This is a genomic window from Tistrella sp. (genome assembly GCF_002684955.1).
Classification (GTDB): Bacteria; Pseudomonadota; Alphaproteobacteria; order Tistrellales; family Tistrellaceae; genus Tistrella; species Tistrella mobilis.
In genome coordinates this window covers 98,482-121,067 of record NZ_NYWI01000040.1, presented here as the reverse complement: position 1 = coordinate 121,067, position 22,586 = coordinate 98,482, and the positions used below count along the sequence as shown (strand labels likewise).

General features: G+C 69.1%; 21 protein-coding genes and 1 riboswitch. Of the genes, 9 read left to right on the top strand and 12 right to left on the bottom strand.

The genetic code is table 11. The annotated features are described in order from the left end of the window. Nucleotides 1-49 precede the first annotated feature (49 nt). Nucleotides 50-988, bottom strand: a complete 939-nt coding sequence (locus CMO28_RS14655; RefSeq protein WP_296714697.1) for a LysR family transcriptional regulator — start codon at nucleotides 986-988, stop codon at nucleotides 50-52. Between the two features lie 283 nt (nucleotides 989-1,271). Here CMO28_RS14655 and CMO28_RS14650 point away from each other — a divergent pair, with 283 nt between their 5' ends. From CMO28_RS14650 to CMO28_RS14635, 4 genes are all read left to right on the top strand, one after another. Beyond that, the gene (locus CMO28_RS14650) at nucleotides 1,272-1,952 is read left to right on the top strand and encodes a response regulator (RefSeq protein WP_296714695.1); all 681 of its coding nucleotides are present in this window, start codon (nucleotides 1,272-1,274) and stop codon (nucleotides 1,950-1,952) included. Next, on the top strand, nucleotides 1,949-3,784 hold the full coding sequence (locus CMO28_RS14645; protein WP_296714693.1) for a histidine kinase: 1,836 nt from the start codon (nucleotides 1,949-1,951) through the stop codon (nucleotides 3,782-3,784). Before CMO28_RS14650 ends, CMO28_RS14645 begins: the two co-directional genes overlap by 4 nt. Nucleotides 3,785-3,909: 125 nt before the next feature. Beyond that, nucleotides 3,910-5,082, top strand: a complete 1,173-nt coding sequence (locus CMO28_RS14640; protein WP_296714691.1) for a hypothetical protein — start codon at nucleotides 3,910-3,912, stop codon at nucleotides 5,080-5,082. After that, on the top strand, nucleotides 5,079-6,587 hold the full coding sequence (locus tag CMO28_RS14635; RefSeq protein WP_296714690.1) for a hypothetical protein: 1,509 nt from the start codon (nucleotides 5,079-5,081) through the stop codon (nucleotides 6,585-6,587). The genes CMO28_RS14640 and CMO28_RS14635 overlap by 4 nt, the downstream gene beginning before the upstream one ends. A 7-nt stretch (nucleotides 6,588-6,594) precedes the next feature. Here CMO28_RS14635 and adhP read toward each other — a convergent pair whose 3' ends face one another. Further along, nucleotides 6,595-7,626 carry an alcohol dehydrogenase AdhP gene (adhP, locus tag CMO28_RS14630; RefSeq protein WP_014746446.1) on the bottom strand — a complete coding sequence of 344 codons (1,032 nt, stop codon included), beginning with the start codon at nucleotides 7,624-7,626 and terminating at the stop codon, nucleotides 6,595-6,597. A 669-nt stretch (nucleotides 7,627-8,295) separates the two neighbouring features. On the opposite strand from adhP, the gene CMO28_RS14625 reads away from it, so the two are divergent. Next, nucleotides 8,296-10,257: a sigma-54-dependent Fis family transcriptional regulator gene (locus CMO28_RS14625; protein ID WP_296714687.1), complete on the top strand. Its 1,962-nt coding sequence runs from the start codon at nucleotides 8,296-8,298 to the stop codon at nucleotides 10,255-10,257. A 48-nt stretch (nucleotides 10,258-10,305) separates the two neighbouring features. Here CMO28_RS14625 and CMO28_RS14620 read toward each other — a convergent pair whose 3' ends face one another. The 4 genes from CMO28_RS14620 to CMO28_RS14605 are packed head-to-tail and all read right to left on the bottom strand — an operon-like array spanning nucleotide 10,306 to nucleotide 12,873. Then, on the bottom strand, nucleotides 10,306-11,130 hold the full coding sequence (locus tag CMO28_RS14620) for an energy-coupling factor ABC transporter ATP-binding protein (protein WP_296714685.1): 825 nt from the start codon (nucleotides 11,128-11,130) through the stop codon (nucleotides 10,306-10,308). Further along, the gene (cbiQ, locus tag CMO28_RS14615; protein WP_296714681.1) at nucleotides 11,130-11,873 is read right to left on the bottom strand and encodes a cobalt ECF transporter T component CbiQ; all 744 of its coding nucleotides are present in this window, start codon (nucleotides 11,871-11,873) and stop codon (nucleotides 11,130-11,132) included. The genes CMO28_RS14620 and cbiQ overlap by 1 nt, the downstream gene beginning before the upstream one ends. Continuing rightward, entirely contained in the window at nucleotides 11,873-12,202 is a 330-nt protein-coding gene (locus tag CMO28_RS14610; RefSeq protein WP_322111357.1) for an energy-coupling factor ABC transporter substrate-binding protein, read from the bottom strand. Before CMO28_RS14610 ends, cbiQ begins: the two co-directional genes overlap by 1 nt. After that, a complete protein-coding gene (locus tag CMO28_RS14605) occupies nucleotides 12,199-12,873 on the bottom strand; it encodes an energy-coupling factor ABC transporter permease (RefSeq protein ID WP_322111356.1) in 675 nt (224 codons plus the stop codon). The genes CMO28_RS14610 and CMO28_RS14605 overlap by 4 nt, the downstream gene beginning before the upstream one ends. 104 nt (nucleotides 12,874-12,977) lie before the next feature. Continuing rightward, nucleotides 12,978-13,218, bottom strand: a riboswitch (cobalamin riboswitch). Between the two features lie 198 nt (nucleotides 13,219-13,416). Here CMO28_RS14605 and CMO28_RS14600 point away from each other — a divergent pair. Together CMO28_RS14600 and CMO28_RS14595 are read left to right on the top strand one after the other, a co-directional pair. Continuing rightward, nucleotides 13,417-13,791 carry a YciI family protein gene (locus tag CMO28_RS14600; RefSeq protein WP_296714679.1) on the top strand — a complete coding sequence of 125 codons (375 nt, stop codon included), beginning with the start codon at nucleotides 13,417-13,419 and terminating at the stop codon, nucleotides 13,789-13,791. Continuing rightward, nucleotides 13,788-15,038 (top strand): RNA polymerase sigma factor, encoded by a 1,251-nt coding sequence (locus tag CMO28_RS14595; protein WP_296714675.1) that lies wholly within the window; start codon nucleotides 13,788-13,790, stop codon nucleotides 15,036-15,038. Before CMO28_RS14600 ends, CMO28_RS14595 begins: the two co-directional genes overlap by 4 nt. 17 nt (nucleotides 15,039-15,055) lie before the next feature. Here CMO28_RS14595 and CMO28_RS14590 read toward each other — a convergent pair whose 3' ends face one another. Then, nucleotides 15,056-15,442 carry a cupin domain-containing protein gene (locus tag CMO28_RS14590; RefSeq protein WP_296714673.1) on the bottom strand — a complete coding sequence of 129 codons (387 nt, stop codon included), beginning with the start codon at nucleotides 15,440-15,442 and terminating at the stop codon, nucleotides 15,056-15,058. 91 nt (nucleotides 15,443-15,533) lie between these two features. On the opposite strand from CMO28_RS14590, the gene CMO28_RS14585 reads away from it, so the two are divergent. Continuing rightward, nucleotides 15,534-16,187, top strand: a complete 654-nt coding sequence (locus tag CMO28_RS14585; protein WP_296714671.1) for a TetR/AcrR family transcriptional regulator — start codon at nucleotides 15,534-15,536, stop codon at nucleotides 16,185-16,187. On the opposite strand, the gene CMO28_RS14580 is transcribed toward CMO28_RS14585, so the two are convergent. Genes CMO28_RS14580 through CMO28_RS14570 form a run of 3 tightly spaced genes read right to left on the bottom strand, consistent with a single transcriptional unit; the run spans nucleotide 16,163 to nucleotide 19,848 of the window. Then, nucleotides 16,163-17,491, bottom strand: coding sequence for a ferric reductase-like transmembrane domain-containing protein (locus tag CMO28_RS14580; RefSeq protein WP_296714667.1), 1,329 nt, complete (start codon nucleotides 17,489-17,491; stop codon nucleotides 16,163-16,165). The genes CMO28_RS14585 and CMO28_RS14580 overlap by 25 nt on opposite strands. A 60-nt stretch (nucleotides 17,492-17,551) precedes the next feature. After that, on the bottom strand, nucleotides 17,552-18,067 hold the full coding sequence (locus CMO28_RS14575; RefSeq protein WP_296714662.1) for a MarR family winged helix-turn-helix transcriptional regulator: 516 nt from the start codon (nucleotides 18,065-18,067) through the stop codon (nucleotides 17,552-17,554). Further along, a complete protein-coding gene (locus tag CMO28_RS14570; protein WP_296714661.1) occupies nucleotides 18,064-19,848 on the bottom strand; it encodes an FUSC family protein in 1,785 nt (594 codons plus the stop codon). Before CMO28_RS14570 ends, CMO28_RS14575 begins: the two co-directional genes overlap by 4 nt. 139 nt (nucleotides 19,849-19,987) lie before the next feature. Between CMO28_RS14570 and CMO28_RS14565 the strand changes: the two genes are divergently transcribed. Then, on the top strand, nucleotides 19,988-20,782 hold the full coding sequence (locus CMO28_RS14565) for a DUF72 domain-containing protein (RefSeq protein WP_296714659.1): 795 nt from the start codon (nucleotides 19,988-19,990) through the stop codon (nucleotides 20,780-20,782). On the opposite strand, the gene CMO28_RS14560 is transcribed toward CMO28_RS14565, so the two are convergent. Both CMO28_RS14560 and CMO28_RS14555 read right to left on the bottom strand, forming a co-directional pair. Next, complete coding sequence (locus CMO28_RS14560) at nucleotides 20,779-21,891, bottom strand: DNA alkylation repair protein (RefSeq protein ID WP_296714657.1); 1,113 nt, start codon at nucleotides 21,889-21,891, stop codon at nucleotides 20,779-20,781. The two genes, CMO28_RS14565 and CMO28_RS14560, sit on opposite strands and share 4 nt — an antisense overlap. A 102-nt stretch (nucleotides 21,892-21,993) precedes the next feature. Continuing rightward, on the bottom strand, nucleotides 21,994-22,581 hold the full coding sequence (locus CMO28_RS14555; protein ID WP_416370973.1) for a HutD family protein: 588 nt from the start codon (nucleotides 22,579-22,581) through the stop codon (nucleotides 21,994-21,996). Nucleotides 22,582-22,586: the final 5 nt, after the last annotated feature.

Genomic DNA, 22,586 nt, shown 5'->3' with positions numbered 1-22,586 from the left:
TAATTCGCACTTGCATAACGGAAAGGGAAATACGCGGTTCGGATATCGGTTATGCGCATGCCGGATCACCGACGGTCGCCGTTATGCGCTCAATGAGCCAATGGAGCGCCGGATCCCTGCGGGCGCGTTCATGCCAGACCAGCCAGTAGTCGAAGGTGCCGAACACGTCGGGCGCCTCGAACATCACCAGCCCGCGGGCTTCGGCGAAGCGCTTCGCGGCGCGCTCCGGCAGGATCAGCAGCGCATCCGACTGTTCGATCAGAAGCGGCGCCACCGAGAAATACGGCATCTGCACCGCCACCTGGCGCCGCTTGTCCAGGCGGCGCAGCTGGCGGGCGACATGGCTGCCGGTCAGATCGCCCAGCACCGTGATTACCACATGCGGCCAGGCAAGGCAGGCATCGATGGTGGGCGGCCGGCCGGCCATGACATCGGGGTCGCGGGTGATCGGGTGATGCTCGCGCACCAGACAGGCGCGGCGTTCGGTGAACAGCCGGCGCCGATACAGCTCGGGCCGCTCGGGCGTGCGGCCGATGATCACCATGTCGAGCGCGCCCGAAGCCAGCTTCTGATGATCGTCGTCGCTCAACGGATCGACGGCGATCTCGATATTGGAGGTGGTGGCAAGCTCGCCCATCACGGGTGCCAGCACCGACAGCACGCCGTAATCGGTCGACGACACCCGGAAGCGTCGCCGATCGATGGCGGGGTCGAAGCCGGCCGGCTTGAACAGCCGCCGGATGTCGCCCAGCGCCGCCGCGACCGGCCCCTTCAGCGCCAGTGCCCGGGGCGTGGGCACCATCTCCTTGCCGGATTTGATCAGCAGCGGATCGTCGAACAGCTCGCGCAGCCGCGCGAGCGAGCGGCTGACCGCCGGCTGGCTGGATCGCAGCCGTTCGGCGGCACGGGTCACGCTGCCAGTCTCGATCAGCGCCGAGAACACGACCAGAAGGTTGAGATCGATCCGGGTGAGGTCGTCGTCGGACATGGGTCTCGCGGCGAAGGCAGGTGCCGGCAGGAGGGCCGGCATCTCGAACCGCAAATAAGTCGCAAGTGCACCTCAAGCGCAAGCCTGCAACCATGCCCCGCGACGCTTTCGCGCGGACCCGGGTGCGGAAGGCCACAATCGTGACGGTCCGGCGGTGACGGGTCTGCCTGCCGGTTCGGGCCCCGCCCCGGCGTTTACCATGTTTCAGGTAGAGCCAGCGCCGCCCCACCGGCATAGACTGGTCGTACCATTTGATCGGCGCATCGCTGTGATCGGGAAGTGAATGACGGAAGAACGCGAGACGCGCCGCATACGCATCGTGCTGACCGAAGACGATGCCCCGGTTCGCGAACGGCTGGCCCAGATCATCCGGGGCTGGCCGATGGCGGAGCTGGTCCGGGCCTGCGCCACGCTAGCCGAGACCTGCGCCGTGATCGAGGCCGAGGCGATCAACCTGCTGATCACCGACCTCAAGCTGCCCGACGGCAACGGCATCGAGGCGATCCGCCTGCTGTCCCGCCAGCAGCGCGACGCCCAGGCGATGGTCATCTCGGCACTGGCCGACGAGACCACCGTGCTGGCGGCGATCGAGGCCGGGGCGACCGGCTATCTGCTCAAGGACATGGAGTCGCACGATCTCTGCGAGGCCGTGCTGGATGTGATGCTCGGCAGATCCCCCATCTCGTCCAGCATCGCCCGGGTTCTGGTGCGCCGCCTGTCGGATACTGCGCGCCCCGGCGCGCAGGAGGCGGCGACCGTCCCGGCCCCGACCCTGACGCCGCGGGAGATGGACATCCTCTGGGGGATCGCCAAGGGCTTCACCTATGCCGAACTGGCCGAGCGGCTGGGCATCTCGCACCAGACCGTGCCGGTGCATGTCCGGAACATCTATCGCAAGCTTCAGGCGTCCAACCGCTCGGAGGCCGTCTACGAGGCGACCCGCCTTGGGCTGATCCGCCTGTGACCGCGGCAGGCCCGGCAGATCGCCGGCATGGCGTCGCGGTCGCCGTGCTGCTGGCGGCCATGATCGCTCTTGCCGGGCTTCCCTTTCTGGTCGGCCTGCCTTCCCCCAAGACCGCGCTGGTGCTGGATCGGGCACAGCTGTCGTTGAACGGCGGCCCGGCTCATCCGGTCAGGCTGCCGCACAGCTGGCAACGCAACCTGCCCGAGCGGACGCAAGCGGTCTATCTGATCGATGTCGTCATCGATGCGATTCCCGGCCGGCAACAGAGCCTGTTCATCCCGTCGATCCGGCAGAAGCTGGCGGTGCAGTTGAACGGTCGGGTTCTGTATCGCCAGCGGGCGGCATCATGGGCCGATCTGTCGCGCGGCTATTTCGAGCTGCGGCAGATCCCGCCCGATCTTCTGGTCACCGGCACCAACCATCTGGTGCTGACGCTGACCCGTACCGACGGGCTGATCCCGGCCCATCTTTCCCGGATCTATATCGGCGATGCCGAGGGGATGATCGATCCTCCGTGGCTCAGGCCGCTCATCAATACCGAGCTGCGCAGCATTTCGCTGGCGCTGCATCTGTTCATCGCGGCAGGGCTGTTCGCGATCTGGGCCGGGCGGCCCTCCGATCCGGTCTTCCGTTGGCTGATGGCGCTCAGCGTCAGCAGCCTGACGATGGCCGGGATCGAGCTCTGGCCCTTCCCGCGTCTCATCCCGTTCGCGACGTCTCATATCGTGCTGATGCTGCCGGCTTTCGGGCTGATGATGATCGGCCTTGCCCTGGCGATCACCGGACGCCCCAGACCGCGCTGGCTGGTGCCGGCCATCATCATCGTCCCCGCCCTGCTGCTGACGGTCCGGATCCTCGCCGATGCGCCGATCGCTCCCACGCAGCTTCTGGGGGCGGGCATCGGCATTGCCGGCCATGCCGTGGCCGGCCTGGTGCTTCTGCATGCCTTCATCACACGGCGGTTGTGGACAGGGGGGCTGCTCGGCGTATCCGCGCTGTTGACCGCCTGGTTCGGCCTTCACGACGTCGCCGTGGCCTTCGGCCTGATCCCGGGCGCGTTCCTGCTGTCGACCTTCGTGCGGCTGCTGACATATCTCGCCTTCCTCATCCTGCTGATGTCGCGGCTCGCCACCAGTCTCAACCGGCTCGACCGGGCCAATGACGATCTGCGCGCCCGCCTGGCGGAGCGCGAAGCCGAGCTGTCGATCCTGCACGAGACGGAAAAACATCTGGTCGGCCAGGCGGTCCGCGAACAGGAACGCCGCCGGCTGATGCAGGATCTGCATGACGGGCTGAGCGGCCATCTGGTGTCGATCATCGCCCTCTCCGAGACCGGACAGCGGCGCGACGACATCGAGCGGACCGCGCGCGAGGCGCTCGACGATCTCAGGCTGGTCATCCATTCGCTCGACCTCGGCGATACCGATCTGCCGCTGGCGCTGGCGGGATTTCGCGAACGCCTGACCCCGCGATTGCGGCGGCTGGGCGTGCGCCTGGTCTGGTCGATGGAGGCGCTGCCCGACATCCGCGGCGTGACACCCGGCAATGCGCTCTCGATCCTGCGCATCCTTCAGGAAGCCGTCACCAATGCGCTGAAACACGGCCCGGCCAGGCAGATCGAGATCAGGGGCGGCCCGGACCCCACCGGCACAGCGGGCGGGATCGTCATCGTCGCCAATGACGGCCGCGCCGGAGACACCCCCGGGCAGGGTTTCGGCCTTCACAACATGCAAAGACGCGCGCAACAGTTGGGAGGCAGAACCGTCCTGAACACGCGACAGAACCACACGGAACTGTCTCTGTATTTACCATGCTGCCTTAACGACTGTTGATATTCCCCCTGACTGCTCTGATTTTCGCCGGGAAACCGTGCCGGATACCATGTTGATGGTATATCGCCACAGGCCGCCGCGTGTCTCTCTAGACGGGTGATGATCGCCCTCTGGTGAGGCAGGAGATGATGGAAAAGCAGATGCGGAACCTGGCCTGCGGCGTCGCGGCCATGGCCCTGATCTTCAACGTGTCGGCCGCGGCCGCGCAGGATTGCGTCAGCCTGTCGGGCGATGTGGCCGACCGGATCGCCGAAATGCGCCAGATCGCACAGAGCGTCCCGCCGGGCACCCAGAGCGATTATGCCGCGGCGACGTCGAAGGATTACGCCGAGGGTGTCTTCTCGGCCTTCGATGCCCTGAACAAGAAGGTCACCGAGACGTCGAAACTGGTCGGCCAGGGCTACAATCTCGCCGGCTATACCGCAGTCTTCAAGGAAGGCCAGATCCAGACGAAGATGCCGCCGGTCGTGACCAACACGATGAGCAATGCCGAAGCGCTCGCCCAGGCGGCGGCGGATGACGACAAGACGAAACTCGACATTCTGAGCCTGCGCTGCAGCCAGTCCACCGAACAGACCGCCCTCGCCGCCTATCTGGCCCAGGCGGATTCCGGCACCGCATCCGCCTACAAGACCGCCAAGTTCGATGCCTGCAAGGCCATCCACATCCTGGCCGATCTTCAGGACAAGCGGCAGAAGCTGAACGACATCCGTGAGAACGGGTATCCGCTGTTCTATCTGCACGCCAAGGAGAAGAAGAAGTTTGCGGGCTACAGCCGGACCTTCCAGCTGAAGGTCGATCTGCGGATGTTCCCGGTCTACCCCGACAAGGCAATGAAGGTGGACGGCAAGGACCAGCCCGTCCTCCTCGGCCAGATCCAGGGTATCGATCTGTCGTATAACAGCTATTTCAAATGGAGCGATGACAACTGGAGCCCGCTCAACCTTTACCAGTACGTCATCTCGGACACGCGCAAGGACGATTACACCTGCGCGCCCTATTTTCACCTGAGCGGCCATGTGGAGACCACGCTCTGCGTCAAGGTCGAATCGGCCAGTGCCGACAAGCTCAAGGTCGGTGCCAAGGCGAAGTTCAAATACAAGGGTGACACCAAGGAGGTCAGCCTTGGCACGCAGACCGTCCCGGCGCCTTTCGGCTATCTGGCCGACCTCTCGGACATGAAAGAGAAGAAGATGCAGGACCTTCAGTCGAAGGTCGTGGATCGGATCGCCTCCGTCTTCAACGTCTATGATGCGCTGTCGGACAAGGCCACGTCCTGGCAGAAGGCCTGCAAATGAGCCTGATGCCGTCGCCCCGGCCGGGCCCGGCCCGGATGCCCCGTCCCGGCCGGGCGATCCGGGCGACGGCATCGCTTTGCCTTTGTGGCCTGCTGTCGGCCTGTTTCGGCGGCCCGCCGCGCATCGCCGAGCCCATGACGCCGATCCACGAACTGGGACATGACTGGCGGAAGCATTTCCGCTACGGGCTGGACCTGCTCGACCAGAATGCTCCCCTCAACAACCGTATGGTCTTCGCCCGCGCCGCCTTCGCGGCGGCTGCACGTTTCGCGCGCGATCATGCGCCCTCCTATGCCGGGCTCGGGCTTGCGGAAAGTGTGCTCGGCAATCCGGGCGAGGCGCAGGTCGCCTTCCTGAACGCGGCCCTGATCGAGGATCGCAGCCTCTATTGGGCCCTGGCCGCCATCGCAGCACTCCGCGGCGGTAACGAGGCCGTGGCCCTCGCCATGTTCGACGCCATGCAGGCGGCAAAACGCCAGGACGACGATCCGGCCAGCCGCTTCGTGCGCGCGGTCTATATGACCGAAGATGCGACGGAGACCACCCCGGTCACCGCCCTGCCCTACCCGACCGGCAGCACGGGAGTGGACGAAGATCTGGTCTGCGAAGGCGGCTCCGACGAAGCGGCATGCCGCGACCTCAACATCGTCGCCAATCTCTATTTCGTGCGCCGCCAGTCCTCGGAATCGACGGTACGCGGCACGGACTTCTTCAACGATCTGACCGTCCAGCTGGGCGCGGAGCGCAACCAGAGCTGGGAGAAGAGCCCCGGCCAGGACTGGCAGATGAGCATCCTGAACGAGGTCACGATCTCGATCCCCGAGATCCAGTATGCGGTGCGCGTGACCCCGCAGGCGAGCAACAGCCGGGTCTATGTCGACGCAGCGCCCTCGGTGGTGACCTCGATCGGCAACACCTCCGAGATACACGAGGGCGGCAATCTGACCATCCTCTTCAATGCCACCGGCGATGCCGAACAATACACCGCCGAGACCGGTATCACCCTTCATATCGAGCCGGACCGGGCCACGCCCGATTATGCAAGCCTGCAGCTGCAGTTCGAATTCAGCTCGATCGCCCGTTTCGAGCCGTCGGTGCTGGCCCAGGTGGTCAACGTGTCGAAGAACACCTATCAGATCGCCGGCTATTTCCCCTATGGCCGGCCGGTGGTGCTGGGGACCATCGCCAACACCACGCAGCAGCACACCGGCAGCGGCCAGAGCGGGCTGGACCGCATTCCGCTGCTGGGGGGCGCCTTCGGCCAGTCCGACGATCAGACGGTCACCTCGGATACGCTGATCCTTGCCCGGCTCTCGGTCCCGGCGGCGTTCCATGGGTCCCACGAACAGCGGGTGCTGGAGGCGATGCGGGGCATGGGGGTCGAGGTGGCGGCACATGACACGATCCTGCGCCGCCGGATCGTCCATCTGGCCCCGGACCCGATGGATGTCCTGCCGGCCTTCCTCAAGACCGGCACCCTTGCGGGCACCGGTCCGGAAGGGTGAGCAGGTCTCAGATCTTAAGCACGACCCGGCCTTCGATTTTGCCGGCCCGCATGCGATCGAAGACGTCGTTGACGTCTTCCAGCCGCGCGGTCGAATAGGTCGCCGCCACCTTGCCCTCGCCGGCGAAGGTGAGGCATTCGGCCAGATCGGCACGGGTGCCGACGATCGAGCCGCGGATGGTGCGACGGTTGAGCACCATGTTGAAGATCGAGATCGGGAAGGTGCCGGGCGGCAGGCCGCAAAGCGCCATGATGCCGCGGCGGCGGAGCATGTCGGCGGCCTGGGCGAAGGCCTTCTCGGAAACCGCGGTGACCAGCACGCCATGGGCGCCGCCCTCGGTCTCGGTGATCATCTTCTGCACGACCTCGGGGTCGCGGGCATCCAGCGCCACATCGGCGCCCAGCCGGCGGGCGAGTGCCAGCTTTTCATCCCCGATATCGACCGCCGCCACATGCAGCCCCATCGCCTTGCCGTATTGCACGGCCAGGTGACCGAGGCCGCCGACGCCCGAGACCACCAGCCACTGGCCGGGCCGGGCCTCGGTCTCCTTGATGCCCTTGTAGACGGTGACGCCGGCACACAGGATCGGGGCCGCCGCCTCGAAGCCCAGCGCCTGGGGCAGGTGGCCGACATAGGCCGGGTCGGCAAGCACATAGTCGGCAAAGCCGCCGTCGACGGAATAGCCGGTGTTCTGCTGATCGCCGCAGAGGGTTTCCCAGCCGGTGATGCAGTGCTCGCAATGGCCGCAGGCGGTGTGCAGCCAGGGCACGCCCACCCGGTCACCCTCTTTCACCGACCGCACCCCGGCGCCCACGGCGGCGACATAGCCCACGCCTTCATGGCCGGGGATGAAGGGCGGTTCCGGCTTCACCGGCCAGTCGCCCTCGGCCGCATGAAGATCGGTATGGCAGACACCCGAGGCCACGACCTTGATCAGGACCTGCCCGGGATCCGGGCGCGGCACGGGAACCTCGTCTATGACCAGCGGCTGGCCGAAAGCGCGCACCACGGCCGCCTTCATCGTGTTCGGCAGAGACATCTTCGCGTTTCCTCCATCGGTGAGACGTCCGGACGGTTTGTCCGCCCCCCTTCACGCGGACGCAGCCGGCGGGGGGTCTCGTTGTGGATGGTCTGGAAAGAGAGATGATCGCGCAGGTGGCGCAACACGATCAGCATAGCGCGTTCCGGGCGGAACCGCACGCCCGCTGCCCCGGGGCGTATCAGGATCCGGCAGTCCGGAGACGATGACGGGGGCGGCGCACGGGAACACCGCCCCCGCAAGTTAAGCACCGCATCCGCGAGGGATATGCTGACGCGGTGGGGGAAATGGCGGGTAGGGACGCCCGACACCATTCCGACGGATCTATTGGCAAAGGCCGTGCCAGTTGATGTTTCCCCCCGGAAACCGCGGCACAGCGCCGGGTGGACGGCCCCTTCGACAGCGGGCGCCGTCGCCCGCCTGTCGCAAGACGCGACAGTTGTGCGACAGCTGTCGCAAAAGGCCGCAATGCCGCTGCGTCCCCGGGCCGCCATCCTGATGCGCAAACCCTTGCATCCCTTGCACAACTGCCGCCGCCGGGGCATTCTGGAAGGATAGTGTTGCGGCAAGGCAGGCGCCCGCCGCCGCAACCGGGACCGGGGTGACGGCGGCCACAGCCATAACCGACGGTCGATGAACATCAAGGGGCGCCGCGGGGAGAACGACCGGATGTCCCAGCAGTCCGGGCTGCAGATGCAGACGCTCACCGGCGTCCGCGGCCAGTTCCGCGATGCCGGCCACCTGCCTGACGGATCCGTGCCCGAGGTGATCGGCCGGTCCTGGCAACGCTGCGCCTCTCGCGGGCTGGCGATGAACCGGCCGGCGCGACAGGATCCGCTCGGCCTGGCGGCGTTGCGCCGCCAGCGGGAGCGCAATCACGACCTGCTGCGCCTTGCCACCCCCGAACTCGACCTGCTCGCCCATGCCATGGCGGATGCGCGCGGCGTGGCGATCCTGACCGATTCCCGCGGCCTGATCCTGGATGCCCGCGGCGATGACGGCTTCGCCGGCCGGGCCCGCCGGGTGTTCCTGCAGCCGGGCGCCTGCTGGTCGGAAGAACATGAAGGCACCAATGCGGTCGGCACGGCGCTGGCCGAAGGCGGCCTGGTGGAGGTCGACGGGGCGGAGCATTATCTGGACGAGAACCGCTTCCTGGTCTGCACCGCCATGCCGGTCTTCGATCCGTCCGGGCGGATCGCCGGGCTGTTCGACCTGTCGGCCGATGCCCGCCGCCCGCAGACCCATGCCCGGACCCTGATCCGCCTGGCGGTCGCCAATCTGGAGCATCGCTGGGCGATGCAGGCCGCCGAGGCCGACGGCGCCGATCTGCTGGTGCGGCTGCATTCCCACCCCTCCTGGCTCGGCACGCCGCATGAGGGGCTGCTGGCCTTCCGCGACGGGCGGCTGACCGCGGCCAACCGCATCGCCCTCGGCCTGCTCGGCGTCGATGCCTCGACGATCGGCGAGACCGACTGGGAAGCCCTGTTCGACGGGGCGATGACCGGCGAGGCCCGGCTTCTGCACACCCGTGCCGGCGGCGTGCCGATGCATCTGCGCGTCTCGCGCCCCGCCCCCGCGGCACCGCGCCGCCGCCCGACGCCTGGCCCCGTCGCCGAGGCCCAGGCCGTGACCGTTCGCGGCGGCATGGTGTGGGACAGCGGCACCGATGCCCTGCTCGCCCGCGCCGTGCGGGCCGCAGATGCCGATATCCCGGTGCTGCTGCAGGGGGAAACCGGTACCGGCAAAGAGGTCTTCGTGCGCGCGCTGCACCGCCGGTCCAGCCTGGCCGACCGACCCCTGGTCGCCGTGAACTGCGCCGCCATTCCGGAAGGTCTGCTGGAAAGCGAGCTGTTCGGCTACGAGGACGGCGCCTTCACCGGCGCCCGGCGGCGCGGCTCCACCGGCCGCATCCGCCAGGCCGAGGGCGGCATCCTGTTTCTGGACGAAATCGGCGACATGCCGCTTGGCCTGCAGGCGCGGCTGCTGAGGGTGCTTCAGGATGGCGAGGTCCTGCCGCTGGGTGCCGGCAAGCCGGTCAAGGTCGATTTCCGGCTGGTCGCCGCCACCCATCAGGACCTGAAGACGGCCGTGGCCGAAGGGCGCTTCCGCAGCGACCTCTATTACCGCCTGAACCATCTGTCGGTGACCCTGACGCCGCTGCGCGACCGCCGGCCGCTGGACGGCATCGTCGACGCCGTCTTCGCCGCCACCGGGGCCGCCACACGCGCCGTTCGCCTGTCGGACGAGACCCGCCGCCGGCTGATCGGCCACGGCTGGCCCGGCAATCTGCGCGAGCTCGCCAACCTCCTGCGCACCCTGGTCGCGCTGGCGGATGACGGAGCGGTGATCGAGGCGGAAGACCTGCCGGAAGACATCCGGGCAGAGGCAAAACCCAACCCCACCAACCTCACCGCCCCCATGGCCGGGGCCGGGGCCCCGGCACAGCCGTCTCAGGCCTCTTTGGTCACGCCGGCGGTTTCGGCGTCGCCGGCCCCCGCCTCCCTCCGCGCCCTGACCGATGAGGCGGTCTTCCGCGCCCTGGCGGGGACCGGGGGCAATATCAGCGCAGCCGCCCGTGTGCTGGGCATTCACCGCGCCACGCTTCACCGCCGGCTGAAGGCTTCGGGCTGACGAAGGCCGGGTGGGCACCCGGCCCCGGTTATCGCAATGGCGCCCCGGTTATCGCAATGGCGGTAGTGCCGCCACCAGATCCTCCAGCCGCCGCGGCAGGGGCCCGGCCGGCAAGAGTCCGCGGGATGCCAGGGCAGAGGCCAGACGGCGCAGCATCGGCAGGCGCAGCCCCAGCCCCGACAGCAGCACCTCGTCTTCGAAAACCGTGTCGGGCGCCCCGTCCAGGACGATCCGGCCACGGCCGAAAACGGCGACACGGTCGGCCCAGCCATTGGCCAGATCCATGTCATGGGTGGCGATGACCACGGCGGTCCCAGTGCCCGCCACCGCATCCAGGCGCTGCATCAGCTCGTCCACCCCCGCCGGATCCAGCCCTGCCGTCGGCTCGTCGAGCAGCAGAATGCCGGGACGCATGGCGAGCAGCCCCGCGATCGCGACCCGCTTGCGCTGGCCGAAGCTGAGCATATGGGTGGCCCGGTCGGCGAGGTGGGCGACGCCCATCATCGCCAGCGCCTCGGCCGTGCGCTCCCCGGCCTCGGCTGCCGTCAGCCCCAGATTGAGCGGCCCGAAGCTCACATCCTCGGCGACGGTCGCCGCAAAGAGCTGATCATCCGGGTCCTGAAACACCAGACCGACACGGTGCCGCAGCCGGGTCAGGCCCTTGCGGTCGTGGGTGACCGGGGTGCCGTCCAGCACGACCTGCCCCTGATCGGTGCGGATCGCCCCGGCCAGCGCCAGCAGCAGGGTGGATTTGCCGGCGCCATTGGCGCCCAGAATGGCCAGCCGGCCGCCGGCCGGGATCGCCAGATCGACATGGTCGAGCGCCGTGACGCCGCCCGGATAATGATGGACCAGACCGCGGGCTTCGAGCATCAGCCGATCCAGACCGCCCCGGCCGCAGCAAGCACCAGACCACAGGCAAGCACGGCAAGCCGCGCCGGGGCCGCAACCGCCTCGGTGCCGGCAAAGCGCAGGCGGCCGTCATAGCCGCGCACCGCCAGCCCGGCATTCATCCGCTGCGCCCGATCCAGCACCCGGGGCAGAAGCCCCGCAAGCAGCCGCCCGCCCGAGCGGATCTGCCGGCCCCAGCCGGCATGTCCCAGCCGGGCCGCCTGGGCACGCTGCCCCGTCTCAAGACAGTCCAGCACCAGCCAGACGATGCGGAACATCATCATCGCCAGATCCGAGATGTCGGGGGCGAGCCCGCGACGCTGAACCATCTGCAGCAGCGAGGTGAGCGGCGTGGTCAACGCAAGCCCGATCAGACAGGCGACGCAGGTGATGCTTCTGAGGCCGGTGAAGGCGGCAGCAGACAGCACCTCGGGCCCGGCGATTCCAACCACCGGCCCCTGCGCCCAATGCAGCGTGATCATCTGCACCGCAGTACCGGCCAGGATGAAACCGGCCGGCACCACGGCCGCGGCGCGCAGATCCCGCGGCGCCACCTGTGCCGCCCCCAGCACCAGGCAGAGGACCAGCATCAGGATCACGATCTGGCCGATCCAGCCGGCCGCGATGAGCGAGACCAGCATCAGCCCGATGAAGATCAGGGCCTTTTCGGCAGCCGGTCGTCTGCGCCAGCGGTTGGTCTGCGCGGCACGATCGATGGCCCGCATCAGGCGCGGGGTCCGTCGGCACGTGCCGGCGCCGCCTCGTCCGCGGCCGGATCCGCCTCGCGGCGGCCACGGCGCAGGCCGAAATAATAGCCGAGCAGACCGGCGCCGATCGCCGCCTGAAGGGCGAAGAGCAGGCTTTCGATCTCGCCGCTCGGCGGCTCCCACAGCGGTTGGAACCAGGGCACATAGTCCGGCGCGATCTCGCCGATCACCAGTTCCGCCTGACCGTCGGCCCCGGCGAATTCCGCCGTGCCGGGCGGATGGATCAGCAGCGGCGCGATCGCCAGCATCACGACCAGGGCGAGCAGAACCAGATTGCGCTTCATCATGACGCCACCCGCCCGCGGAACAGATCCAGCGCCTTCAGTTCCGAGCGGCTGTAGCGGCCGAGCATGTTGAACACCACCACGGTCAGCAGCCCCTCGCTGATCGCCAGCGGCACCTGGGTGAGGGCGAAAATGCCCAGGAACTTCGATGCCGCCCCGGCGATGCCACCGGTCGGATCGGGGAAGGCGAGCGCCAGTTGCAGCGAGGTCACCACATAGGTGGCAAGATCGCCGAGCGTCGCCGCAAAGAAGATCGCGAGTGCGGCCCCGGCCCCCATGCGGGTGAGGCCGTGGAACAGCCCCCAGGCCACGAAGGGCCCGGCGATCGCCATGGAGAATACGTTGGCGCCAAGGGTGGTGAGCCCGCCATGGGCGAGCAGCAGGGCCTGAAACAGCAGCACGATGGTGCCGAGCACGGTGGTGACCGTGGGCCCGAACAGGGTGGCGGCCAGCCCCGTTCCGGTCGGATGGGAACAGCTGCCGGTCACCGAGGGCAGTTTCAGCGCCGAGAGCACGAAGACATAGGCGCCGGATGCCGCCAGCAGCAGCTTCACTTCCGGCGTTTCGCGGACCAGCCGGGTGATGCGGCGGGCACCGTGAATGACGAAGGGGGCCGAGACCGCCGCCCAGAGGGCGGCATGGGTCGCCGGCAGATAACCTTCCATAATATGCAAGGGCCGATCCTCCGAAGGCGTTGGCCACGTGCGGCAAGGCCTTCGGAGAAATCCCGGCAGGTTCCGGGGACCCCGCCCCCGTCCGAACACCCCGTTCGGAGAGTGGCCCTGTCAGATGCGAAGGCAGGTTTCCTGGCTTGCGGGTCACCATCCGTCGCCGGCCTTCCCGGTTGCCCAGTGGCCTGACAGCCCGGAACCTCAGGTCCCGGGCGGGCGACGAACTCTCCGCCTACAGTTGCGGGGGCAGCCATGGCTCCCGGGCGCACAGCGCCCGTGCCCATGTTCCCTTTTACACCGCCCTCCCCCGTCAGGAGCGAGAGGCGGACCTTCATGGGAGGTGATTCTGATCTGTGGTTGTATCGGGTGTCAAGTCGTCGGCCCGCGGGTGGGGTCGGCACCGGACATCCCCGCCTCAAAAAAATGTCGGGCCGCACGGCATCGCTGTCGAAATCGCCATGGCCCGGGGCTCATCATTCCGGACGGGGAAGAGCGGCCCGCGGGGTGCGGGCACGGCGTGCCGTCCGCAGATGAGGGATGCGAACGATGCAGTACATGATGGTGATCTACGAAACCGCCGAAGCCCATGCGAAGCAGAAGGATCCGGCCCGGGCCGGGGACTATTGGGGCGGCTGGGGTGCCTATGTCGAGGCGATCCGCGCCTCGGGCATCATGCTGGAAGGCCACGGGCTGCTGCCGCCCGAGACGGCGACGACGCTGCGGATCACGGACGGGCGCCGCGAGGTGCAGGACGGCCCGTTTGCCGACACCAAGGAGCGGCTCGCCGGCTATTTCGTGATCGAGGTGCCGGATCTGGACACGGCCCTCGACTGGGCCGCCCGCTGCCCCGCGGCGGCCGAGGGTGCCATTGAGCTGAGGCCGGTGATGCCCTCGGCGCAGGAACCCGGGGGCGCGGCGTGACCGGCCCCGACGCGGCACACAGGGCGGTCGAGGCGGCGGCACGGCAGTCCCGTGCCCGCCTCGTCGCCTTCCTGGCCGCACGGTTCCGCGACCTGGCCGCGGCAGAGGATGCCGTGGCCGATGCCTTCCGGATCGCGCTCGACCTCTGGCCCCGGCAGGGTGTGCCGCACGCGCCGGAGGCCTGGCTCGCCACGGTCGCCCGCCGCCGGATCACCCATGCCCTGCGCCATGGGGCCGTGCGCCGGGCGGCCGAACCGGCCCTGACCCTGCTGGCGGGGGAGGCGGAGGATGCGGCGATGGCGGCGCGGCCCCTGCCCGACGACCGCCTGGCCCTGCTGTTCGTCTGCGCCCATCCCGCGATCGCCCCCGAGATGCGCGCGCCGTTGATGCTGCAGGCGGTGCTGGGGCTGGATGCCGCCCGGATCGGATCGGCCTTTCTGGTGGCACCCGCCACCATGGGGCAGCGGCTGGTCAGGGCCAAGGCGCGGATCCGGAGCGCCGGCATCGGCTTTCAGCTGCCCGAGCCGCAGGATCTGCCGGAACGGCTGAGCCATGTGCTGGATGCCGTCTACGCCGCCTTCGGCACCGGCTGGGAGATGGTGGCCGGCGGCGATACCCGCGGCGCCGACCTGACCGGCGAGGCCCTGTGGCTGGGCCGGCTGCTGGTGGAGCTGATGCCGTCCGCGGCCGAGGCGCGCGGTCTTCTGGCCCTGATGGCCCATTGCGAGGCACGCCGCCCGGCAAGGCGCGACGCCGCCGGCCGCTATGTCCCGATCGATCTTCAGGACACCACGCTCTGGCGGGCCGATCTGATCGCCGAGGCCGAAGCCCAGCTGGCCGCGGCCGCAGCCCTGGGGCGCCCCGGCCGCTATCAGCTGGAGGCGGCGATCCAATCCGCCCATAACGCACGCGCCGACCCCGCCGGGCGGCCGCAACCCGGCCCCGACATCCGACTGGCCCTCTATAGTGCCCTGATGGCGATCGCCCCATCCGCAGGGGCCGCCGTCGGCCATGCCGCCGCCCTGGCCGGAACGGCGGGCCCGATGCACGGCCTTCATGCCCTCGACGCCGTCGCCGGGCTTGAGACCTATCAGCCCGCCTGGGCGCTTCGGGCCCATCTGCTGGCGGCGTCGGGCGATGCCGCATCGGCGCGCGCCGCCTATGCCCGGGCAATCGGCCTTGCCGAGGATCCGGCCGTGCGCAGCTGGCTTGCGGCCGCAGCCGCCGGCCTCAATGACGGGGCGTGACCGACGGATCGTCGGCATCAATGACGGGGCGTGACCGACGGATCATCGGTCCAGGCACTGCTGCCGTCGCGGGGGGTGAAGAACAGGATGTCGAGGGCGGGCGTGTGCAGGACCGCGCCGTGGGTCATGGCCCTGGGCACACAGAGGACATCGCCGGGCCCGACCTCCAGCTGCATGTCTTCCACGCCCGTACTGATGGTAAAAGTGGCGCGGCCGGCCAGGATCACCAGGATTTCGTCGCCGCCGTCATGGCGTTCCCAGAAGCCCTTCACGCTGCCTGCATCGATCCGGATCACCCCGGCCATCACCGGCCCGTCGGCCAGATGATGATCGAGCAGGCGAAAGTCGCCGCCCGGCACCAGTGTCGCGAGTTCCTGGGCAATCGAGAACACGGCCGGCTTCATCGGAACACCTCGTTCATCGGGGGGCTTGATCGGTCGCCTTCAGAATACGAAGATTCCTTCGGTTTCTGAATTCGCATCCGGAGCCCCGCCGATGCCGCCTGTCCCCCCCGCCACAAGCCCGCGGAAACGGCCGGTTCAGGCCCGATCGCGCGCCACCGTCGAGACGATCCTGGACGGCGCCGCTCACATTCTGATCCGCGACGGCTTCGACCGTGCCACCACCACCCGCATCGCCGAGGCGGCAGGCGTGGGCATCGGCTCGCTCTATCAGTATTTCCCGTCCAAGGAAGCGGTGGTCGCCGCGCTGATCGACCGCCACGCCGCGGCCCTGATCCGGGTGTTCGACGATCTGGCACCGCGGCTTGCCGGCAGGCCGCCGGCCGAGGCGGTGGCGATGATCGTCGCGGCCGCGACCGATGCCCACCGGCTGCACCCGGCCCTGCACCGGGTGCTGAACGAACAGGTGCCGCGGATCGGCGACATGGCCCGGATCAGGGACGTCTCGGCCACGATCACCGGCCATGTCGCCCGCTGGATCGCCACCCTGCCCCTGGCCCCCGGCCGGGATCCCGTCATTCTCGCCGTGCTGGTGGAGCGGAGCATCGAGGCCGTCGTCCACGGTGCCCTCGCCGACGGACATGACCGCCTGCCCCGGGCGCTGCATGACGAACTGGTCACCATGCTCGCCCGGCATCTGGCGCCAGACACACCCCGACAGGATCAGCGCATCTCGAAGGCTTCCTGATGGAAGCGGCCGCGGGCAAGACCGAGACGGGCGAGCCCGCGACGGAGGCTGCGGCCGAACCCGGCCGGGCCGCAGAACCAGATCGAGGCCTCGCGCCAGCCCGGCACCAGTCCCGCCAGACGGCCGGCATCGAGCCGGCCGTCGCGACCGCTCGCCAGGACATGCAGCCGCACCCCGGCCGCCGTCGCCAGCGCCTGAAGCCGGGCGACGACATCCGGCGCCGGCGCCGCCGCGCAATAGACCAGATCGACCGGCCGCCGCTCGGGTGCTGCCGCCAGCGCCTCCAGCCGTGCAAGGAACGGCGTGATGCCGATGCCGCCGGCCACCCAGAGTTGGGCCGGCTGTTGATCGATGAAGTCGAAGCGGCCATAGGGCCCTTCGACGGTCACCGGATCGCCCTGCGTCAGCCGGGCCGGCAGGGCCCGGGTATGATCCCCCAGCGCCTTGACATGGAAGCGCAGCCGTCCGTCGCCCTGCCAGGCGGAGGAAATGGTGAAGGGATGCGGGCCTTCGGCGGCATCGAAGGTGACGAAGGCGAACTGCCCCGCCCGATGCCCAGGCCAGCTGCCCGAGAGGGCCAGATCGACCTCCAGCACATGGGTGGCCGGATCATGGGCCAGGCGGGAGACCCGGCCGGCCACGCGCCGGCGGATCCCGATTCGGCCGAACAGGGCCAGAAGGGCCGAGACGGTGCCGGCCGCCAGCAGCAGGGCCACCACGATGCCGACCGGCTGGACCCACTGATCGAAGGTGAACAGCACCGCGGCATGGAAGACCAGCACCAGATAGGCCAGGGCCAGCAGCCGGTGGACCTGAAAGACCCGGCGATAGGGGAAGCGCCGGATCAGCGCCAGCAGGATAAGTGCCGCCGCCGCATAGAAGGCCCATTCGCCGACGCTTTCCGCAAAGCCGCGCCAGCTGCGCAGGGTGGCTTCCAGGGTGCCCGGCTCGACCGGCACCCGGTTGCGCGCCGGCCGGTCGAGCAGCCCCCAGCCCACCGCCCATTTCGGCGCCTGGGCCCACAGCCAATGGATGACGGCCGCGACCAGCGCCGTGATGCCCAGCCATTTGTGCAGCCGATAGCCCTTGTCGAGCCCGCCGAGCAGGCCTTCAAGGCGCACCGGCCGCATCGCCAGCACCAGGGCCAGGCTCATCGCACCGATCGCGAGAATGCCGGTGCCCTGCATCATCGCCGGGCGGATGGCGAAAATCTCTGCAGGCGCCTGGAAGATCTGCCCGGTGGCGAGCCAGAGGCCGGGCAGGACGACAAGGAAGGCAATCAGCAACCGCTTGGGCGCGGACATGGGACGGGTACTCCATCAGGCGACGTCATCACCCCTTTTTACGCCGCCTGACTGGGAAACCTACGGGGCACGCATGCGACCCGGTGCCGCATCGCGGAGATTGGCCTCCACCTGCGCCATGACCTTGAGCGTGACCGCGAGATCGGCATCGGCAACGCCCCGGAAGATGCTTTCGCGCAGCGTGGTGAGGTCGCCGCCGAGCCGTTCCGCCAGTTCCCGCCCGGCCGGCGTCAGGCGGACGAGCCGGGCCCGGCGGTCGTCGCTGTCCTCCACCCGCTCGACATGGCCGTCGGCGACCAGCTGGTCGATCACCCGAACCAGGGTCGGGCCCTCCAGGTTCATCACCTCGGCCAGCCGGCCCTGACGGGTGCCGTCGCCCAGCCGCGCCAGATAGCGAAGCGGCAAGGCCCTGGCCTCGGACAGGCCGTGACCGTGCAGCGCCTGATCCAGCAGCCGGCGATAGAGCCGGGCAATCAGCACCAGATGCATGCCGAAGCGCTCCATCCGGCCCGGCCGGCCGATGGTGGCGTCGTCGGTGGCGGTGCCGTCGTCAGTGGTTCGGGCCTCGTCCGTCATGCCACTCCCTTCCCGACCGGCCCCAGGATCCTGCCGCCCGCCTTCAGCGCCGCGGCCGCAAGCAGAAGCGACCGCCCGAGATCGGGATCCGCAGCCGCTGCGGACAGGGCCTCCAACTCACGCGCGGTGCCTGCGGGATCCTGGGCGAAGCCCGCCAGCGCCGCAAGCCCCGGCCGGCCTTCGGGGTGGGCGGCCAGCATCGCCACCGCACGGGCCAGCACCAGGACGGCGAGCGGCCGCCCGGGCAAGGCGGCCGTGCCGCCGGCCCGGCCCAGATGCAGCATCAGCCGCAGAATGCCGCGGGTGCTCCGCGCCGCATGGCGGGCAGCCGCCGCTTCGGTCGCAGGGCCGGTGATCAGCCGGCGCAGATCGTCGCGCAGCAGGGCCGCAACCCGCGCCGCCTGACCCTCGGGCCGGCGCGGCAGGGCGATGCAGGTCCCCGCCACCAGCGCCGCCCCGAGGATCAGGGCGGCGGAGCCCGCCAGGATCTCGGGCGCCCCGGCCGCCGGCATGCCGGCCTGAGAGGCGAGCAGGAAGCACATATTGGCATCCAGCGCCGGCAGGGCGGTGCGGGTCGAGGCGCGCCCAAGCCCGCTGATCAAGAAGATCGGCGCCATGGTCAGGATCAGCATGGCCGTGCCGTCCAGATATGGCTGAACCAGCAAGCGATAGCCGGTCGCGAGCGCGACGCCGCTGACCACCCCCAGGAACATCAGCGGCGCCACCTTCTGCGGCAGCGGCATCGATCCCAGCACCATCGAAAAGATGCAGACCCCAAGCGCCGCAAGCTCTGCCGCCGGCCAGCCGGTGGCAAGACCTGCGGCACCGGCAAGAAAACTGGCGCCGCCCGCGACCGCCCCCATGCGCCAGGCGCCCCGCCAGTCGCGATCGGCGCCGAGCATCGGCAGGTCGGATGTCCGCAGGGCCGTGTCGGGCAGCGCCCCCGCCAGCCGCCGGCGGGCCACCTCGAGCCGGATCTCGGCCGCATCGGGATGCCTGCCGCCATCCCCGCCAAGGCGCCGGCTTTCGGCCGCCGCCATCACGTCGAGACAGGCGAAGATCAGCGCATCGACATGGCGGCGCCGGCGATAGCCCTCTGCCGAGCCCGCCGTCACCGGCGCCGTCAGGGCATCGAGCCGGGCCATGCGTGCGAGCAGACGATGTTCCGCCGCAGCCAGCTCGGTCTCGGCCACATCCTTACGGCAGAGACCGGAGAAATCCCGCACGGCCCCGACCAGACGGTCGAGCCCGTCGAGGAAATCCGCACGCCGCGCGGGCGGCGTGAAGAGGCCGGTCACCAGGGTCACCACCACCACGCCGATCAGCGTGCATTCCACCCGCGCCATGGCGAGCGCGATCGACTGATCCGGCGCAAAGAGCGAGGGCAGCACCACCACGGCCGCGGTCATGCCGGCCATCAGCGGCGCATAGGACGCCGTGCCGCGGATCAGCCGCGTGGCACCGGCGCCGGCGGCCATCCAGAGCCCGAGAGCGACCAGCGTCGGCAGGGGATCCCCCGCAAACGTGACCGCTGCCAGCCCGAAGCCCGCCCCCATCAGGGTGCCGAGGATGCGAAAGATGCCGCGCTCGATCAGCAGGCCGCGCGCGGACTGGGCGACCACCCAGACCGGCATTGCCGCCCAATAGGCGTTCTGAACATGCAGCAGGGCCGCGATGGAGAAGGCGATCAGGGCGGCGGCGGCAAGGCGCACCGCCTGGAAGAGCCCGGCCCGGTCGAGCCCGAGCCGCGCCGGCCAGCCTTCAACGGCGAGAGACATCATACCGACCCCCGATGATGAGCATGGGAGTCAGATTATCATTAGGTAGGTGAGCTATCTTTATGCACTTTGCGCAAAGGACACATGCGGGCGATGATGGACGCCGCACCCGGGCCTTCCCCCCCTCAACCTGGTGGATCTTATGACCGGCACCATCCGTATCGGCATCGGCGGCTGGACCTTCGAGCCCTGGCGCGGCCGCTTCTATCCCGACGGGCTGCCCCATAAGCGCGAGCTGGAATATGCCGCCGGCCGGCTCAGTTCGATCGAGGTCAACGGCACCTATTACCGCACGCAAAAGCCCGAGATCTTCGCCCGCTGGCGTGAGGAGACGCCCGAGGATTTCGTCTTCGCCCTCAAGGGGCCGCGTTTCACCACCAATCGCCGGGTGCTGGCGGAGGCCGGGGCGTCCGTGGAACGTTTTCTTGAAGGTGCGGTGGCGCTCGGCCCCAAACTGGGGCCGATCAACTGGCAGTTCATGCCCACCAAGGCCTTCCTGCCCGAGGATTTCGAAGCCTTCCTCGACCTGCTGCCGCCGGAGCGCAACGGCCTGCGCCTCCGCCATGCGGTGGAGCTTCGCCATCAGAGCTTCGCGGTTCCGAAGCTGATCACCCTGGCCCGGACCCGCGGTGTGGCGATCGTGATCGCAGGCGATTCGGAGCATCCGCAGATCGCCGACCCCACCGCCGACTTCGCCTGTCTTCGGATCATGGGCACGCATGAGGACGCGGAGACCGGCTATACGCCGGAGGAGCTTGACCTCTGGGCCACCCGCGCCCGTGCCATCGCCGCCGGGACCACGCCCGAGGGCCTGACGATGGTGGAACAGCCGCCTGCGACGCCCACGCCACGCGACGTCTTCCTCTATGTCATTTCGGGCTTCAAACCCGCCAATCCGGCAGCCGCCATGGCATTGATCGAGCGGCTGAGCCGCTAGCTTCCAAGGTCGAAGCCGGTCACCGCCAGCACCGCGCCATTGACCAGCAGCTCCACCGCATGATGGCCCGGATGATGGCGGCGGGTGGAAAAGTCGCGGATCACCTGGGAGCGGGAGAGTTGCAGCCGCTCGCCCGGGCCGAGATCGACGGTGCGAAGCTTGAAGACCTTCCGGGAAATGCCGGTCGGGCGGACATAGCCGATGGCATAGTCGATCACCAGCCGTTGCGGCACCGCCGCGGTGGAGACCAGATCGACGGCAAGGGTGATGCGATCGCCCGGGCGGATCCTGGCCGGGGTGATCGCCGCCGCCTCTACCCGCAGCTCTGCGGGCCGGTCGGCACCGACCAGCGCCAGCGCCCGCGCATCGCCGGCCTTGATCCGGCTGCGCAGGCCGTGGCGGATGATCCAGGCGATATGCGGACGATCCCGGTCCCAGCCGGCAAGCCGATCCAGCAGCCAGTCGGGATGGTCCTTCGAGACGTCGTTCAGGTGGTTGGCGACCGAGCGGCGGACATAGATCGCGGGATCGGTCTTCAGCCGGTCGAGGATCGGCCAGGTCAGCGCCGGATCGGCGACCACCGCCTCCAGCCGGAAGGACCAGGGCAGGCGCGGCCTGGCCCCCTCGCTCGCCAGGCGGCGGACATGTTCGGATGCGTCGGCGGTCCAGCCGGTCATCACCCCCAGCACATGGGCCGGGTCGCGGCGGATGAAGGGGCGGATGCCGAATTCCGACGAGCCGAACCGGGTGAAGAAGGCGAGTGCATCCAGCGCCCGATCCGTGTCGTCGGAGGCAAACCGCGCCACCCAGTCGGGCAGGATCAGGGTCGCGAAGCCCGATCCCATGCGCGGCGCCAGGTCGCGCAGCACATCGAGCGCCCGCTCAACCGGCAGGTCGAGTGCCGCATGGATCGCCCCGCTGACCTGACCGAGCCGGGCCATCAGGGCCAGATCGTCGAGGTCACGCAGCGCCGCCTCAAGAAAGCGCGCACGATCGAAGGCGGGCGAGAGATCGGCGAGATGACCGGCGATCGCCTCGATCCGGGCACGGTCGAAGATTTCTTTGAGGGCCGGCTCTTTGAGATCAGGTCGGGCGGCGGTGTCGGTCATGGCATCCGGGCGCGGTTCGGTGGTACTGGAACCGGCATCCTGCCATGGGAGGTGACAGAAACCTGTCAGGAGGTTTCACCTGCGCCGGGCAACCCCCGCACCTCAGGCCGGCATGCGCTCGCGGATCCGACAGACCATCAGCAGACCCTCGCCATCGACCCCGCCGGCCTCGGCCAGGCCGCGGCGGTCGATCAGCAGGGCGTCGAGCGGTGCAAGATCGACCGTTTCACCCCGGATCTGCACGCCGACCTGGCCGCTGACGCACAGCAGCAGCACGACCTCGGACACCACGGCCAGATCGACGGGGCCGGCGACCCGCATCCGCTCCATTTCGTGGACGAACCCCGCCCGCCGGGTCATCAGGTTGAGATCGGTGATCGGTCCGTCGATCAGCCGGGCGGTGGTGGGCTGATCGGCGGGGAAGGCGAAGGGCTCGGCGGCGGGGTCCAGGCTGCAGCTGCCCACCCCTGCCACCGACAACTCCATCCCCGCGCCCCGGATCACCGCAAGCGACCGGTCGATGCCGGGGAAGACCGAGAACGGGCCGTCGATGGCGACGGTCGCCATGCTCAACCGCCAATCGAAGCCGTCGAGCCCGGCATCGGCGGGCGAGATCGCGATTTCCACGGTCTCGCCGCCGCCGTTCTTCCAGGGCATGCGCCGATGTCCGACCGCAGGCAGCAGACGCATCGGGG

What these genes read in the sequence shown, in the direction of transcription:
- CMO28_RS14640 (WP_296714691.1), top strand. Translation starts at nt 3,910, where the DNA reads ATGATGGAAAAGCAGATGCGGAACCTGGCCTGCGGCGTCGCGGCCATG.
- CMO28_RS14655 (WP_296714697.1), bottom strand. Translation starts at nt 988, where the DNA reads ATGTCCGACGACGACCTCACCCGGATCGATCTCAACCTTCTGGTCGTG.
- CMO28_RS14570 (WP_296714661.1), bottom strand. Translation starts at nt 19,848, where the DNA reads ATGATGTCTCTCGCCGTTGAAGGCTGGCCGGCGCGGCTCGGGCTCGAC.
- adhP (WP_014746446.1), bottom strand. Translation starts at nt 7,626, where the DNA reads ATGTCTCTGCCGAACACGATGAAGGCGGCCGTGGTGCGCGCTTTCGGC.
- CMO28_RS14625 (WP_296714687.1), top strand. Translation starts at nt 8,296, where the DNA reads ATGTCCCAGCAGTCCGGGCTGCAGATGCAGACGCTCACCGGCGTCCGC.
- CMO28_RS14590 (WP_296714673.1), bottom strand. Translation starts at nt 15,442, where the DNA reads ATGAAGCCGGCCGTGTTCTCGATTGCCCAGGAACTCGCGACACTGGTG.
- CMO28_RS14580 (WP_296714667.1), bottom strand. Translation starts at nt 17,491, where the DNA reads ATGTCCGCGCCCAAGCGGTTGCTGATTGCCTTCCTTGTCGTCCTGCCC.
- CMO28_RS14600 (WP_296714679.1), top strand. Translation starts at nt 13,417, where the DNA reads ATGCAGTACATGATGGTGATCTACGAAACCGCCGAAGCCCATGCGAAG.
- CMO28_RS14610 (WP_322111357.1), bottom strand. Translation starts at nt 12,202, where the DNA reads ATGATGAAGCGCAATCTGGTTCTGCTCGCCCTGGTCGTGATGCTGGCG.
- CMO28_RS14635 (WP_296714690.1), top strand. Translation starts at nt 5,079, where the DNA reads ATGAGCCTGATGCCGTCGCCCCGGCCGGGCCCGGCCCGGATGCCCCGT.
- CMO28_RS14565 (WP_296714659.1), top strand. Translation starts at nt 19,988, where the DNA reads ATGACCGGCACCATCCGTATCGGCATCGGCGGCTGGACCTTCGAGCCC.
- CMO28_RS14585 (WP_296714671.1), top strand. Translation starts at nt 15,534, where the DNA reads ATGCCGCCTGTCCCCCCCGCCACAAGCCCGCGGAAACGGCCGGTTCAG.
- CMO28_RS14650 (WP_296714695.1), top strand. Translation starts at nt 1,272, where the DNA reads ATGACGGAAGAACGCGAGACGCGCCGCATACGCATCGTGCTGACCGAA.
- CMO28_RS14575 (WP_296714662.1), bottom strand. Translation starts at nt 18,067, where the DNA reads ATGACGGACGAGGCCCGAACCACTGACGACGGCACCGCCACCGACGAC.
- cbiQ (WP_296714681.1), bottom strand. Translation starts at nt 11,873, where the DNA reads ATGCGGGCCATCGATCGTGCCGCGCAGACCAACCGCTGGCGCAGACGA.
- CMO28_RS14620 (WP_296714685.1), bottom strand. Translation starts at nt 11,130, where the DNA reads ATGCTCGAAGCCCGCGGTCTGGTCCATCATTATCCGGGCGGCGTCACG.
- CMO28_RS14560 (WP_296714657.1), bottom strand. Translation starts at nt 21,891, where the DNA reads ATGACCGACACCGCCGCCCGACCTGATCTCAAAGAGCCGGCCCTCAAA.
- CMO28_RS14555 (WP_416370973.1), bottom strand. Translation starts at nt 22,581, where the DNA reads ATGCGTCTGCTGCCTGCGGTCGGACATCGGCGCATGCCCTGGAAGAAC.